13 protein-coding genes and 1 pseudogene are annotated in these 13,828 nt (G+C 71.6%); 4 read left to right on the top strand and 10 right to left on the bottom strand.

Annotated elements, in window-relative coordinates; translation table 11 throughout:
* Positions 1-1,158: an acyl-CoA dehydrogenase gene (locus tag ACGFU6_RS19495; protein ID WP_393612312.1), complete on the bottom strand. Its 1,158-nt coding sequence runs from the start codon at positions 1,156-1,158 to the stop codon at positions 1-3.
* Positions 1,159-1,169: 11 nt separating this feature from the next.
* Positions 1,170-2,363, bottom strand: a complete 1,194-nt coding sequence (locus ACGFU6_RS19490; protein WP_393612310.1) for an amidohydrolase family protein — start codon at positions 2,361-2,363, stop codon at positions 1,170-1,172.
* Positions 2,364-2,507: 144 nt separating this feature from the next.
* Between ACGFU6_RS19490 and ACGFU6_RS19485 the strand changes: the two genes are divergently transcribed.
* Together ACGFU6_RS19485 and ACGFU6_RS19480 are read left to right on the top strand one after the other, a co-directional pair.
* A complete protein-coding gene (locus tag ACGFU6_RS19485) occupies positions 2,508-4,043 on the top strand; it encodes a class I adenylate-forming enzyme family protein (protein WP_393612309.1) in 1,536 nt (511 codons plus the stop codon).
* Between the two features lie 297 nt (positions 4,044-4,340).
* Positions 4,341-4,664: a hypothetical protein gene (locus ACGFU6_RS19480; protein ID WP_393612307.1), complete on the top strand. Its 324-nt coding sequence runs from the start codon at positions 4,341-4,343 to the stop codon at positions 4,662-4,664.
* A gap of 146 nt (positions 4,665-4,810) precedes the next feature.
* On the opposite strand, the gene ACGFU6_RS19475 is transcribed toward ACGFU6_RS19480, so the two are convergent.
* From ACGFU6_RS19475 to ACGFU6_RS19440, 8 genes and pseudogenes are all read right to left on the bottom strand, one after another.
* Entirely contained in the window at positions 4,811-5,503 is a 693-nt protein-coding gene (locus ACGFU6_RS19475; protein WP_393612305.1) for a Sua5/YciO/YrdC/YwlC family protein, read from the bottom strand.
* Positions 5,500-6,729 (bottom strand): 2-isopropylmalate synthase, encoded by a 1,230-nt coding sequence (locus ACGFU6_RS19470; protein WP_393612304.1) that lies wholly within the window; start codon positions 6,727-6,729, stop codon positions 5,500-5,502. Before ACGFU6_RS19470 ends, ACGFU6_RS19475 begins: the two co-directional genes overlap by 4 nt.
* Positions 6,730-6,911: 182 nt before the next feature.
* Positions 6,912-7,463, bottom strand: a complete 552-nt coding sequence (locus tag ACGFU6_RS19465) for a resolvase (RefSeq protein ID WP_393612302.1) — start codon at positions 7,461-7,463, stop codon at positions 6,912-6,914.
* A 181-nt stretch (positions 7,464-7,644) separates the two neighbouring features.
* Positions 7,645-7,818, bottom strand: coding sequence for a hypothetical protein (locus ACGFU6_RS19460; protein WP_393612300.1), 174 nt, complete (start codon positions 7,816-7,818; stop codon positions 7,645-7,647).
* Positions 7,819-8,170: 352 nt separating this feature from the next.
* On the bottom strand, positions 8,171-9,529 hold the full coding sequence (locus tag ACGFU6_RS19455) for a PP2C family protein-serine/threonine phosphatase (RefSeq protein ID WP_393612298.1): 1,359 nt from the start codon (positions 9,527-9,529) through the stop codon (positions 8,171-8,173).
* 172 nt (positions 9,530-9,701) lie between these two features.
* Positions 9,702-10,310, bottom strand: a pseudogene (locus ACGFU6_RS19450) (Tn3 family transposase); the annotation flags it as partial.
* 50 nt (positions 10,311-10,360) lie between these two features.
* Entirely contained in the window at positions 10,361-10,882 is a 522-nt protein-coding gene (locus ACGFU6_RS19445; RefSeq protein ID WP_393612296.1) for an EF-hand domain-containing protein, read from the bottom strand.
* Positions 10,883-10,975: 93 nt separating this feature from the next.
* Positions 10,976-11,344: an STAS domain-containing protein gene (locus ACGFU6_RS19440; RefSeq protein ID WP_393612637.1), complete on the bottom strand. Its 369-nt coding sequence runs from the start codon at positions 11,342-11,344 to the stop codon at positions 10,976-10,978.
* A gap of 387 nt (positions 11,345-11,731) precedes the next feature.
* On the opposite strand from ACGFU6_RS19440, the gene ACGFU6_RS19435 reads away from it, so the two are divergent.
* Together ACGFU6_RS19435 and ACGFU6_RS19430 are read left to right on the top strand one after the other, a co-directional pair.
* Positions 11,732-12,331, top strand: a complete 600-nt coding sequence (locus ACGFU6_RS19435; RefSeq protein WP_393612294.1) for an RNA polymerase sigma factor — start codon at positions 11,732-11,734, stop codon at positions 12,329-12,331.
* A 113-nt stretch (positions 12,332-12,444) separates the two neighbouring features.
* Complete coding sequence (locus ACGFU6_RS19430) at positions 12,445-13,713, top strand: zf-HC2 domain-containing protein (RefSeq protein WP_393612635.1); 1,269 nt, start codon at positions 12,445-12,447, stop codon at positions 13,711-13,713.
* Positions 13,714-13,828 lie beyond the last annotated feature (115 nt).

The raw sequence follows: 13,828 nt of genomic DNA, 5'->3' as shown, positions 1-13,828 counted from the left end.
TCACCGCCCCTTCGGCAGGCCGAGAATGCGCTCGGCGACGATGTTCGCCTGGATCTGCGAGGTACCGGCCGCGATCGTGTACGAGAGCGAGGAGAGCCGGTCCAGCACCCACTCCCGGTCCAGGTCGAGGGCGTCCCCCGCCCCGAGCACCTCGGCCGCCGCCTCGTACAGCTCCTGGCGGGCGTGCGAGTAGCGCAGCTTGAAGACCGAGCCGCCGGCCCCGGGGACTCCCCCACTGGCCTGCGCCTCACTGACGTTCCACTGGGTGAGCCGCCACAGCGCCCGGAACTCGGCGTTCAGCCTGCCCAGCCGCCGGCGCAGCACCGCGTCGTCCCACCGCCCGCTGCGCCGCGCCTCGGCCGCCAGGGCGTCCAGGGTGCGGCGGCAGGCGACGACCTCGCCGACGAAGGCCGTACCGCGCTCGAAGGACAGCGTGACCATGGTGACCCGCCAGCCGTCGTTCTCCTCGCCGACCCGGTGCGGGACGGGCACCCGGACCTCGTCGAGGAACATCTCCGCGAACTCCGTCGAACCGGCGAGCGTGCGCAGCGGCCGGACGGTGACGCCGGGGGCGTCCATCCGCATCGCCAGCCAGCTGATCCCGCGGTGCTTGGGCGCGGCCGGGTCCGTGCGCACCAGCAGTTCGCACCAGTCGGCGACCTCGGCGTGCGAGGTCCAGATCTTGCTGCCGCTCACCACGTAGTCGTCGCCGTCGCGCACCGCACGGGTCCGCAGCGAGGCCAGGTCGGAGCCCGCCTCCGGCTCGCTGAAGCCCTGGCACCAGATCTCGTCGCCGCGCAGCACCGGCGGCAGCCAGCGGACCCGCTGCTCGGCGGTGCCCTCGGCGGCGATGGTGGGCCCGGCGTGCAGCAGCCCGACGAAGTTGGCCCCGACGTAGGGCGCCCCGGCCCGCTCCGTCTCCTCCAGGAAGATCAGGTGCTGGGTGGGGGTGGCGCCCCGGCCGCCCGCGTCGGCGGGCCAGTGCAGGCCCGCGTAGCCGGCGTCGTACAGCAGCCGCTGCCAGTGGGTGTCGTACGACCGGCGCCCCGGCCAGTCGCCGGGATCCGGCTTCGGGGGCAGCCCGGGGAGCACCGAGCCCAGCCACTCCCGCAGCCGCGCCCGGAAGGCTTCCTCTTCCTCCGTGTACGAGAGGTCCATGACGCGCGCGCCTACTTGTCGAGATCCAGGCCGAGCATCCGGATCGCGTTCCCGCGCATCAGTTTGTAGACGGTCTCGTCGTCCAGTCCCTTGACGTGGTCGAGTGCGACCTCCTTGGTGTGCGGGAAGGTCGAGTCGACGTGCGGGTAGTCGGTCTCGAACGTCGCGTTGTCACGCCCGACCACATCGAGCGAGGCGACCCCGTGCTTGTCGCGGAAGAAGCAGCAGAACATCTGCCGGTAGTAGTACGTGGACGGCGGCTCGGGGATCAGATCGCGCACCCCGCCCCAGGCCCGGTGCTCCTCCCAGACGTCGTCGGCGCGCTCCAGCGCGTACGGGATCCAGCCCATCTGGCCCTCGCTGTAGGCGAGCTTGAGCTGCGGGAACTTCACCAGGACGCCGCTGAAGAGGAAGTCCATCATCGAGGCCATGGCGTTGTTGAAGGAGAGCGAGGCCTGGACGGCGGGCGGGGCGTCCGGCGAGGCGGCGGGCATCTGCGAGCTGGACCCGATGTGCATGTTCACGACCGTGCCGGTCTCCTGGCAGACGGCGAAGAACGGGTCCCAGTAGCCGGAGTGGATGGACGGCAGCCCGAGATGGGTCGGGATCTCCGAGAAGGTGACCGCCCGCACCCCGCGCGCCGCGTTGCGCCGGATCTCCGCGACCGCCAGGCCGATGTCCCAGAGCGGGATGATGCAGAGCGGGATCAGCCGGCCGCCGCTGTCGCCGCACCACTCCTCGACCATCCAGTCGTTGTAGGCGCGCACGCACGCGAGCGCGACCTCCTTGTCGTGCGCCTCCGCGAAGGTCTGCCCGCAAAAGCGCGGGAAGGTGGGGAAGCAGAGGCTCGCCTCGACGTGGTTGAGGTCCATGTCCTTCAGCCGCTCGACCGGGTCCCAGCAGCCGCGCCGCATCTCCGCGCGGGTGATCCCCTCCAGCGTCATGTCGTCGCGGTCGAACCCGACGGCGGCGATGTTGCGCTTGTACGGGAACTTGAGGTCCTCGTAGATCCACCAGTCGGTGGGCGGGCCGTCCGGGTCCATCGTGATGACGTACTTGCCACCGGTGTACGCCAGCTCACCGATGCCCGCGGTCAGCGCCTGCGGACCGCGCTCCCGGTACTTGGCCGGCAGCCAGGTCGAGAACAGGTGCGGCGGCTCGATCACATGGTCGTCGACGCTGACGATCCGAGGCAGTTCCGTCATGGTGTCCCCTTCGGCGCACACGTTTCTGATGACCCGTCAGATTGACGTCGCCCTCAGGCTAGCCCCGCACCCCTGGACCGACAAGGCGCAGCGCTCTACGCTCTCCGCACGATCTGACTACCCGTCAGCTGTGAGGGGTTCGCCGTGAACGAGACCGCACATGCCCTGGGAACATCGGGGACCTTCTGGGAGCTCATCGAACGCCGGGCCGCCCTGACCCCGGATCTGCCCTTCCTGATCCAGGACGACCGCACGCTCACCTTCGGCGAACTGCGGACCCGTGCCGAGCGGGTGGCGGCGGGCCTGTACGACCTGGGCGTACGCCCCGGGACCGTGGTCGCCTGGCAGCTGCCGACCCGGCTGGAGACGGCGCTGCTCTCCTTCGCGCTGGCCCGGCTCGGGGCGGTGCAGACCCCGCTCATCCCGTTCTACCGCGACCGCGAGATCGGCTTCGCGCTGCGCGAGTCGAAGGCCGGGTTCTTCTTCGTGCCCGGCACCTGGCGCGGCTTCGACCATGTCGCGATGGCGGCCCGCCTGGCCATCGGCCCCGACCGCCCGCCGAGGGTGTTCGAGGCGTACGAGACCCTCCCGGACGGCGATCCGGCGGTCCTGCCCGCACCGCCCGCCGAGGGCACCTCGGTGCGCTGGATCTACTGGACCTCGGGCACCACCTCCGACCCGAAGGGCGTCCTGCACACCGACCTCAGCCTGATCGCGGCCGGCTCCTGCCTGGCCCACGCGCTGCGGCTGTCGGCGGCGGACGTCGGCTCGATGGCCTTCCCGTTCGCCCACGTCGCGGGCCCGGACTACTCGGTGATGCTGCTGCTGTACGGCTTCCCCGCGGTGCTGTTCGAGCACTTCGCGATGCCGGACGCGCTCGCCGGGTACCGGCGGCACGGGGTGACGGTCGCGGGCGGCTCCACCGCGTTCTACTCGATGTTCCTGACCGAGCAGCGCAAGGACCCGGCCGCCCCCCTCATCCCCACCCTCCGCCTGCTGGCGGGCGGCGGCGCCCCGAAACCGCCGCAGGTCTACCACGCGGTGGTCCGCGAGATGGGCGTCCAGCTCACCCACGGCTACGGCATGACCGAGGTCCCCATGATCACGATGGGCGCCCCGGACGACACGGTGGAGAACCTGGCCGGGACGGAGGGGCGGCCGCCCGAGGGCATGGAGATCCGGATCACCGACGAGGACGGCAAGCCGCTGCCGTACGGCACGGACGGCGAGGTACGGCTACGGGGCGAGGCCGTCTGCAAGGGCTACCTGGCCGCCGCGGACCCGTTCGACGCCGAGGGTTTCCTGATCACGGGCGACGTCGGCCACCTCCGGCCGAGCGGCCACCTCGTCCTCACCGGCCGGCTGAAGGACATCATCATCCGCAAGGGCGAGAACATCTCGGCGAAGGAGATAGAGGACCTCCTGGCCCGCCACCCCGGCGTCGGCGACGCGGCGGTGATCGGCCTCCCGGACGAGGAGCGCGGCGAACGCGTCTGCGCGGTCCTCGAACAACCGCCGGGCGCCGTCCCCCTCACCCTCCCCGAGCTGACCGCCTACCTGCGCGGCGAGGGCCTGTCCGTCCACAAGCTCCCCGAACAACTGGAACTGGTGGACGCCCTCCCCCGCAACGAGACCCTCCACAAGGTCCTGAAGTACCAGCTGCGAGAGCGGTTCGCGTGACCGCCCTGACCCCCGGGCCAGCCGGTTCCGTCCTCGGTCGCCGGACGGGCCGAGAGCGGCCTCGGGGAACATCGGTACAGCCGTTGGCGCTGAGAAGGATCATGGCCGTCTAGCGGACAGGCTGGGGCGCCGCTGGGGTTCTCGGAAAGATCGTCGGGCGGAAGTCGGGTCTGGTTATGGTCCGGTCGTGTCGGCGGAGCTTCTGGCCGCGGGCAGCAACAGGACAGCCTCTTGTCGGCTACGTGCCACAACGGGCGTCCATCAACCAACCATGACGGCATGAGCCAGGAGAAAACCATGTCCGATGCAGCAACAGAGCCCGCTCAGGGCCCGGCCGACGCTGACGTACCGCAGATCCCGAACGTGATCTCCGTCCGGGAGGTTCCGGCCGCCGCGGACGCGCGCGAGGCCCTGCTGAAGGCCATCGCCAACGAGGCTCGGGCTCTCACCGCCCAGCGCACGGGGCAGGCGGCCCCGGCCCTGGAGACGCTTGCCCGCGCCTACGCCGCGGTGACCGGCTCCGCCACCGCAGTCGCCCCCGTCGGCGAGGCCGCGACGGTTCCCCTCATGAACCGGGCGGGCGGGCATCAGGTGGGGCTCTGCCTCGAACTGGAGCCGTAGAACGGCCTCACGGCCCGGCCATAGCCCGGCACGGGGGCAGCCAGCGCAATGGCCGGCCCCCGGCGGCCGGCCATTGCGCGGGGCAAGGAGCCGGGGCCGGTGGTCTGCCATTGCGCGGGGCAAGGAGCCGGGGCCGGTGGTCTGCTTCAGGTGAACGAAGGCGTGTACCGCTTGCGCAGGTGAGCGAGGTAGTTGTCCGGGTGCGGGTAGGGCTGGTCCTGGGCGCCGTGGCGGTGCAGTGTCAGGTTGCCGTCGGGGTGCAGGGTCACGGTGGTCGTTGCCCGCCTGGTCGCACCGTCCGCCGGATCGTCGCCCGGGTGTGGCAGGTGCAGGACGGGGACGGTGGCGGGGAACATGGCCAGTGCTTCGGCGGGGGTGGTGGCGGGCTGGTGGCCGGTGCGGTTGGCGCTGCTCACGTACAGCACCGGGTGTTCGTCCAGGAGCGGTTCGAGCGGGTGCCATCGGGCGCCGAAGAGCAGTACCCAGCCGTCCTTGCAGGCGGGCGCGAGCCACGCCGGCAAGCGGGTGTCCGTGCGGAGTGGCAGCAGCAGGGTGAGGTGTTCCTCGGCGAGCAGCCGGCCGGCCAGGGCCGTGCCCGCAGGGTCGAGCCCGGCGTGGGCGGTGACGGTGCGGAGGGTGTCTGGGTGGTGGGCCCACAGGGCGACCGGTTGAGCGGCGGGTCTTGCCTTGGCCTGGTTCACGGTGTGTGGCCGGGTGGCGGTGACGACGTGGGTCAGCGGCGGGGGGTTCGGCAGCACCACGGCCGCGCCCTCGCGCAGGGCGCGGCGGATGTCGTCCATGTCTGCTGCGTCCCGCGGCGTGTTGGCGTCGGAGTTCATGACGTGGTCCCGGCGGGGCGGTGGGTGAGTCCGTCGAGGTAGTCGGCGAAGACCGTGTCCTCGACCACGGCCTGGCCGGTGCGGTAGGCGCGCTCTTTGACCCAGGCCATCGCCGCGCGGGTCTGCTCACGGTCCAGCGTGTGGCCCAGGCCCGTGGCGACCGAGGTGACGACCCGGGCACTGGCCAGATGGGTCAGGACCACACGGGGGGCGACACCCAGCACCTCCTGGGGGTCGTAGGGCTGGAAGAGTTGTGGGTGGACGAACGGTGTGCCGGTGGAGATGGAACCCACCCCGGTCCCGACAATCGGCGTGGTGACGCTCAGCGCGACACCCGTCTCCTCGCCCACCATCCGCGCGATGACCGGCAGCCGCGTCAGATCCGGCGGCGTCCACCACGGCACCGCATCTGCCCCCAGCAGATCGTCCGCGTGCCGGGCGAGCAGGAACAGCAGCTGCTCGGTGGCGACCATGCCGGCCCGCTCGGCGATGCCCAGCCACGAGGAGGACAGCACCCGCACCCCCGCGCTCAGTGCTTGCAGGGTGTTGGCCAGCCCCAGCCCGAGATCGTTGTGCAGATGGGAGGCCAGCACCACCTCACTGCCGGCCTGTGCCCGCACGCCGTGGAACATCTCCCCGCAGGCGGCCGGGAGCTGGGCGCCGACCGTGTCCGCCAGGACGACCAGCCCCGCGCCCGCCCCGGTCATGGTCTGCGCGTAGTGGGCCATCAGGGCGTGATCGGCACGGGAAGCGTCCGCCAGACACACATCCACCGCCACCTCCTCGTCCAGGTCACGGGCTTCCTTCACCAGATCGACCCCGGCCTGAAGAGCTTCTGGGGCGGTGCGGTGGACCATCACCTGCGCCATCGCCTCCGAGGCGGGCACCACCACCATCACCCGGGCATGACGGCTGCCCCGCACGGACGCCACCGCCTGCGCCAGATCCCGCCGTGCCCCGCGGCAGACCGCGGCGACACTCACCGCGCCCTCCGCCTCCACCGCGACTTGGCGTACTGCCTCGAACTCCTCGGCGCACGCTGCGGGAAACCCGGCGGCGAACACCACGTGCCGGGGACCGTCCGCACCGAAGACCCGACCCGTCTCACGAGCCAGCGCCACCCGGAAATCGGGTGTCATCAGCGTCTTCGCCTGCGCGCCGTCCCGGGCCGACTCCTCCCACAGCACCACCCGCCCCGCACCAGCGGACTCCCGCACCACATCCACAACGATCCACTCCCCTTACGCCCGGACACCGGGCTGACCTCACGATGGCCACACGCCACCACCAAGTGAACGATTCGGCGCCACCGTTCACTCGCTCGAACTCATATTGCCCGTACGGTGACGCCCATCTCTCGCAAACCGGCCTCGGGAACCATCGGTACAGCGGATACCGGTGAGAACGATCATGGTCCGGGCAGCGCGAGAGCGTTGACGCGGTTCTCGTACTCGCGGCGGGCCTTGCGCTGGGCCGGGACCGCCGCAGTGCCGTCGAGAGGCTGGCAGCGGTCCAGGAGTTGGCGGTGGACCGCTGGTACGGCAGTGACGCGCAGGGTGTAGCCCCGGCCGCGCCGTACGGTTACGCCCTGGTCGAGGGTGACGCGCTCAGCGGGCTCCAGCTCGGCGGCGCGGAGGAAGTCGGCGACCTTGCCCGGCATGTCGAGGACGACCGGCGCTTCCGGGGCCGGGGCGCCCGGGTCGGCGGCGGTGTACTCGGGCAGGAGGTCGACGACGGCAGTGCGGACGGCGCCGCGGCTGACCTGGTGGTCGCGGGCGAGCGCGGCGATGGAGCGGCCTTCCAGGTAGGCAGTACGTACGGCGTCGACCAGCTCAGCCTTGACGGCCGGGCGGCGCCCGCCCTTGTTGCCCTTGGCCTCGGCGGCCCGCAGCCCGTCGTACGTCAGCTCGCGCTGGAGGTCCCGCTGGAGTTCGCCGGCGGCGGCGAGGGTCTGCACCATGAACTTCACGGTGGACAGCAGCTCGCCGGTGCGGGGTTGGCGGTCTGAGGTCCAACGCGGAGAACGCGCCGTCGTGGATGCGCAGCGCCACCTGGTCGCGGTGGAGGACGTCGAGGATGTGGCCGGTGCCGCGGACGAGGCGGAACATCTCGGAGATGTGCACGGTGTCGCCCGGCCGCGCTTAGGTGAGCAGCTCGCCGAACTTCGGGCGCTGGAGCGGGTGGAGGCCGCTGGAGGTGCCCGGGTCCTCCTCGAAGACGACCGGGTCCTCGATCTCGGCCTCGTAAAGGGCGAGATCCTGCCGGGCGGTGGACTGCTGGTCGGTCGAGACCCGCTTGTAGACCAGGTTCGCCACCGAGGGGCCCCTTCCGTACGGAGGATCGGCCCCATCGGATCCGATTGGATTTGCGCCGCCGTGAACCTCCGGATTGCACGGGTTCATTGGACGCGTCGGCCGCCTGTCGTCAAACAATCGTTTGCCGACAGGTAGGCCCAAGAGGGTTTCGTCGTCGAAGTTGAGGGCGGCCAGGTCGATGATGACGGGATCGCCGGAGGCGGTGGCACGGGAAAACGCTTCCGTGAGTTCTTCTTCGTCCTGGGTGCCGATGAAGCCGCGCAGGGTTAGGACGTAGGCCCGGCGGTCAGGGAAGGGAGCCCCCAGGACCAGCAGATCGTGTTGCTCTGGTACCCCGGCGACGTCCAGGAGCTCAGGATGGCACTTGCGCGGGAGATGCGCGGGTGAGCGGAGGCAGGCGCAGGGCGAGCAGGGCGATGTCGTCGCTGGCCCATCCGTCGTGCCGGGCGGCCAGGGCCGCACCGAGGGCGGTGATGGTGTCGGCGGCGCTCAGGCCGTGGGTGGCGCGCAGGGCGTCGGCGAGTTCGTCCTCGCCGAAGACGGGGGCCGCGCTCTCGGGTGGTGTGCCGGGTCTCGGGCGGGCCTCGCAGGCGCCGTCGGTGTAGAGCAGGAGCAGGTCGCCGGGGGCCAGTCGGTAGCGCGCATCCGTGTGGCGGACGGTGGGCAGCACCCCCAGGAGGGTGCCGGGGGTTCCGAGTTCCTGGAGGCGTCCGTCAGCGCGGCGGATGAGGGCGGGCGGGTGTCCGGCGAGGGAGAGGCGGCCGGCCAGTCCGGTGGGGGTGAGGCGGAAGTCGGTGTAGACGGCGGTGAGGAACCGCGGGGCGCGCTGGGTGAGCATCGCGGTGTTCAGGCGTTGCAGCAGGGCGGCCGGGGCGGAGGCCGAGTTGGCGTCGGCGCGCACGGTGTAGCGGGCCAGCGCGGTGACCTTGGCCGCTTCGACGCCCTTGCCGCACACGTCGCCCAGGACGGCGGCGAAGGAAGAGCCGCGAGTGGTGAACAGGTCGTAGAAGTCGCCGCCGACCTCCACGTCGAGGTGGCTGCTGGTGGAGGCCGGCAGGTAGGAGGCTGCGGTCTCCAGGCCGGGGATCTGGTGCAGAACCGGGGGGAGCAGGCCCTGCTGGAGGGAGTGGGCGAGGTCGGCGGAGAGGCGGTGGGCTTTCTGCGACGCCTGAAGGCTCTGGCGCAGGTGGATTTCCGCGGACACCGAGCGGGCCAGGGTCGACACGGTCGTCAGGTCGGAGGCCGACCATGTGCGGGCCTGGTCGTCGATGACGCAGAAACTGCCCAGCACCTCGCCGCCGGGAGCGCGCAGCGGGAAGCCCGCCCAGGCGCCGATGTTCATCGGCTTCACCGACGGGTGGTCGCGGGTGCGGGGGTCGGTGGCGGCGTCCTCGACGACGAACGACTCGCCATCCAGGCCGACCAGGAAGTAGCAGAAGCTCTCGCGCACCGGGTTCTGCCGGTCGGCGACGGCGGTGATGTCCACTCCGACGCAGGACTTCCAGAAGGAGCGCTGCCCGTCCACGAGGGTGACGAACGCCCGGCCCGAGCCGGTAACTCGCGCGGCCAGCGTCGCAAGGTCCTCGAATACCTCTTCCGGGCCGGTGTCCAGCAGCCCGGTCGCCGCCACGGCCGCAAGCCGTGCCGGGTCCGACAACGCTGCCGGAAGCCCGTCCGGTCGCAGTCCCGCCGCGAACTTCCCCCCTGCCACCTGGCCCGTCACTCCATCCGTTGAGATCGGGTCCAAGCGAACCACACCTTGCATTCCTGATACATCGCCGCACCCCAGTTGTGCCCAGCCGCGGGGACAGCAATCTCCGATGTCGCCGGAGTTCTGCAACCGGCCGGGGAGGCAGGCGCGCCAGGGGCGGTGCCCGACACGCTCAGTCCGCACCGTCCATGCAATCCTCATCGAGTCCAGGGGCGTCAGGGTCGCGCAGCGGGTGCAGGGCGCCGGCGGCCGGGACGCCGGCGGTGAAGCTGTAGCGGCCGAGCAGGTTCAGGTTCGCGTGCTTGAGCGGCGAGCGGCGGGCGATGTCCTCGTCGCGGAGTTCGTGGCCCTCGGCGCAGAGCTGGGCGACGGCGGCGTCGATGTACTGCATCGTCCAGAGCACGATGGCGTTGAGGACCATGCCGAGCGCGCCGAGCTGGTCCTCCATGCCGTCGCGGTACGCCTGGTGGATGGTGCCGCGCTTGCCGTGGCATACGTCCCTCGCCAGCTTGTGGCGGGACTCCTGCACGGTGAGCTGCCGGTTCATCTGCCTGCGGTAGGTGTCGTCCACCGGGTCGACCACGCGCAGCAGGTGCTCGGTCTTGGCGATCCGCCCGTACTCGGCGAACGCCGCGCCCAGTGGGGTGGGGCGGCCGTCACGGCCGAACATGCGCAGCAGGTCGTAGGCGCGGACCTGGTTGGCGGCCAGGGAACCGGCGACCTTCAGCATGTCCGGCCCGTGCGCGATCACCTTGTTCAGGTTCACGCGGACCGGGGCAAGCGCAAGGACCGGGCCCAGCCCAGGAAACCCCGAAGCCGCCCGCCCAAGGGCTACGCGTCGGGCTCGATCACCGTGAAGTACGCGGAGAACGCCGCCACCGCGTCCGCCTCCGCGATCCGCCCGTCCCGGTCCGCGTCCAGGCTCTGCGCGCCGAAGGCAGCCGCCTCCTGGCTCGCGCCCAGCACCCGTAGCGCCCGCTCCACGGCGGGCACCGCGGCGCCGCCCACGTCGTCCTGGGCGGCCACGGCGAGCGCCGCTCGCAGGAAGGGGCGGGCGATCTCCGCGAACCGCTCGGGGTTGTCCCGGAGCCGTTTCACCGCGCCGCCCACGAACTCCGCACGGCTGACGCGCTGGTCCCCGTCCACGTCCGCGATGCCCGCCATGCCCTGCCAGAACGCCTCGGCCCCGCTGTAGAGCGCCTGGCCCTTGTCGCAGCGGGCTGCCGTGCCGAACTCGGTGAGCAGACGGGCCGCGGCGGCATCGAAATCCGCGCGATCGATGTATCCGTTGCCGTCCTGGTCGAAGGCGGCGAAGCGGAATGCGATCTTGCGCTCATACTCTGCGCTGTCCATGCGGGGAGCGTACGACGCCTACGGCGTTCACGTGTCACTTACCGGCGTCAGCGGTGTGACAAGCCGGTACTCAGCGACGCCCGACAGACGGTTTCAGGCCGAGAGCGGCTGGGCCCCGTCGACGACGGCCGAGTCCGAGTCGGGGTAGACCTCGAACAGCCGACGCACGCCGAGCGCCGCGAGCACCCGGTTGACGTGGGAGCCCTCCTCCGCGCCCCGGGCGGGCAGGACCAGCCGCAGCCGGCCCCCGCAGGAACGCATCAGGCGGCGGGAGGCGATCAGGACGCCCACGCCGCTGGAGTCGCAGAAGAAGACCTCGGAGAGGTCGAGCACGACGTCGTGCCGGCCGACGGCCACCGCGTCGTGGACGGACTGCCGGACGGCGGGCGAGGTCACCAGGTCGAGCTCGCCGCGTATGTGCAGCACGGTCCACCCGCCCTGCTCGCTCCCGGCCACTCTCAGTGGCTTCCGGGAACGTTCCGGGGCGAGCCAGGCGGCGTGGTTCGTGGCAGCCGCAAGGTCGTTTCCAGGAGGGGATGGCTTTGTCACGCGACTGGGCCTCTCGTTCCGGGGATTCCGGGGAATTCGCGATCCGGAAGTTTGCGTTCCTCCTCGCGGCTGCCCCGGGGCACACTCCATGAAACACCGCTTCGGCCACGAAGGCCCAGAAGGGTTTCAGGCAGAAATGATCACTTCAGGTCTGATTCCGTCGCCCGGGGCGCCGCATTCCCTACCATCCAGGGCGTTCGCGCGGGCGTACTTGCCACAAAGAGCGTGCATGATCAGGACAGCCGACTACATTCGATGTGACGAGGGGGACAGGGCGACGGGCACAGGGCTGGGGGTCTCATGGCTAATAACGCACCACCCCGCTGGGACCGCAAGATGCAGCAGCGGCTGGCACGCGGTGAGGCGGCCGCCCTCGGGGAGCTCTACGACCGGTTCGCCTCGCTCGTGCACAGCCAGGCCCACCGGATGCTCGACGACGAGAGCGCCGCGGACCTGGTGACCCGCGAGGTCTTCGGGTACGTGTGGGAGAACCCCGACGCCTACGACCCCAAGCAGGGCTCGATGCGGTCCTGGGTGGCCAGGCTCACCCACCACCAGTCCGTGCGCCGGCTCCGCAGCACCGCCGCCGCCCCGGGCACCTGCGAGGACGCGGAGCACGGCGGGGCCCGCGCGGACCCGGCCGAGCTGGAGGAACGGGTGCGCCGGGCCACCGCCGCCGCCCGCGCCGACTACATCGTCGCGTCCATGCCCGCCCCACTGCGGGCCGCGCTGGAGCTCGCGTACATCCAGCGCCGGGACTACCGGCAGACCGCGGCCGACCTCGGAGTCACCGAGGACGAGGCCCGGCGCCGGCTGCGACTCGGACTCCAGCTGCTCTCCACCGCCCACACCCGTCCCCTCGAGGACTCCTCGCCGCCCGGATACGGGCGGCGGCTGTGACCGACGACGCGGAAGGGCTCGACGGCGCGGGCCGCGATCGGGGCGGACAGGACGACGAGGTGCGTGACGCCCGTCGTATACCGGGTCCGCGGGCAGCGGCGGACGACTTCGACATGGACCACGTGACGCCACCCGTACCCGAGCCGGAACCCGTACCGCCCGAAGCGGAACGAGAACCGGAACCAGAACCGGAAGCGAACCGGGCAGACAGCCCACCGCCGCCTCCGACGCCTCCGCAGCCCCCGCCGGCCCTGGTCCTCCCGCACCGCGTGCTGAAGGCCCTCCTCGGCGCGTGGGCGCTCTCCGCCTGCTCCACCGAGGAGACCGAGGCCGTCGAGGAGCACCTCACGGAGTGCGCGCCCTGTGCGGACGAGGCGCTGCGGCTGCGCGACGCGGTCGGGCTGCTGCACACCGACGGCAGCCTGGACCTCGATCCGCTGCTCAGGTCCCGGGTGCTGGACAACTGCCTGAAACGCCGCCCGGCCCGGATCCCGGTGCCTGCCTGGGCGGCCCCTTACGACGCGGAGACCGCCCGCCTCGACGCACTGCTGCGCGACATCGGCGCATCCGAGTGGCACGCACCGGTGCGGCTGAAGTGGTTCGAGGGCGAGCGCGGCGTCAACCGCAAGACGACGGTCGCCGGGGTGATCGGCCACCTCATGACCGTCGACGGGCTGGTCAGCACCGCCCTCGGCCTCGACGACCCGCTCGCCGACAGCGTCCCGGGCGTCCCGCGCCGGGGACCGGGACCGGTGCTCGCACCCACCGCGCGCACCGAGACGTACTGGTCCTCGGCGAGGCGGCCACCGACCCGCGCCGTCCGTGAGCCCTGGCGCGAGCAGAGCCACACCCTCATCCGCACCGTGTCCTTCGCCGGGCGCGATGTCTCGGACCTCTCCGTCTCCTACGGCGACTTCGCGCTGCCGTTGCAGGACGCCCTGGTGGACCGCGCCTTCGAGTGCTGGGTGCACGGCGGCGACATCGCCAGGGCGGTGGACTACCCGTACGAGACGCCCTCCGCACCCCATCTGAACCGGATGATCGACCTGGCGGCCCGGATGCTCCCGGCCGCCCTGGCCGGGCGGCGGCGCGCGGGGCTCGCCGGTCCGGCCCGCCATCTGGTGACGGCCGGTTCACCGGGCCGCTCACTCCATCTGGAGGTCGAGGGCCTGGGTGGCGGCGACTGGTACATCGCGCTGGACTCCCCGGCGGCGGTCGGCTCCCCGGACCACGCGGTGGCGCAGGTCGCGCTGGACGGCACCGAGTTCTGCGAGCTGCTGGCGGGCCATGTGCCACCTGTGGAGACGGCGGCCGGTCAGCGCGGGGACCGCGAGGCCATCCACGACGTGCTGTACGCGGCGGCCTCGCTCAGCAGGCTGTGACAGCCGCGCCCCCCTAGGGGCAATGCCGTTCGGTTAGTCGTCTGGCGGGCTTGGCGATGCGTTGATCTGGATGTGGACGGCGGTTCTGTGGGTTCGGTGGTCGGTGTTGCGGCCG

This window comes from Streptomyces sp. NPDC048462 (assembly GCF_043200175.1).
Taxonomy (GTDB): Bacteria; Actinomycetota; Actinomycetes; order Streptomycetales; family Streptomycetaceae; genus Streptomyces.
This window is presented reverse-complemented; position numbering and strand designations above follow the sequence as displayed.

Excerpts from the sequence above, each read along its gene's own strand:
- ACGFU6_RS19490 (WP_393612310.1), bottom strand. The coding sequence starts at position 2,363 with ATGACGGAACTGCCTCGGATCGTCAGCGTCGACGACCATGTGATCGAG.
- ACGFU6_RS19480 (WP_393612307.1), top strand. The coding sequence starts at position 4,341 with ATGTCCGATGCAGCAACAGAGCCCGCTCAGGGCCCGGCCGACGCTGAC.
- ACGFU6_RS19465 (WP_393612302.1), bottom strand. The coding sequence starts at position 7,463 with ATGGTGCAGACCCTCGCCGCCGCCGGCGAACTCCAGCGGGACCTCCAG.
- ACGFU6_RS19430 (WP_393612635.1), top strand. The coding sequence starts at position 12,445 with ATGGACCACGTGACGCCACCCGTACCCGAGCCGGAACCCGTACCGCCC.
- ACGFU6_RS19495 (WP_393612312.1), bottom strand. The coding sequence starts at position 1,158 with ATGGACCTCTCGTACACGGAGGAAGAGGAAGCCTTCCGGGCGCGGCTG.
- ACGFU6_RS19475 (WP_393612305.1), bottom strand. The coding sequence starts at position 5,503 with ATGAACTCCGACGCCAACACGCCGCGGGACGCAGCAGACATGGACGAC.
- ACGFU6_RS19445 (WP_393612296.1), bottom strand. The coding sequence starts at position 10,882 with ATGGACAGCGCAGAGTATGAGCGCAAGATCGCATTCCGCTTCGCCGCC.
- ACGFU6_RS19435 (WP_393612294.1), top strand. The coding sequence starts at position 11,732 with ATGGCTAATAACGCACCACCCCGCTGGGACCGCAAGATGCAGCAGCGG.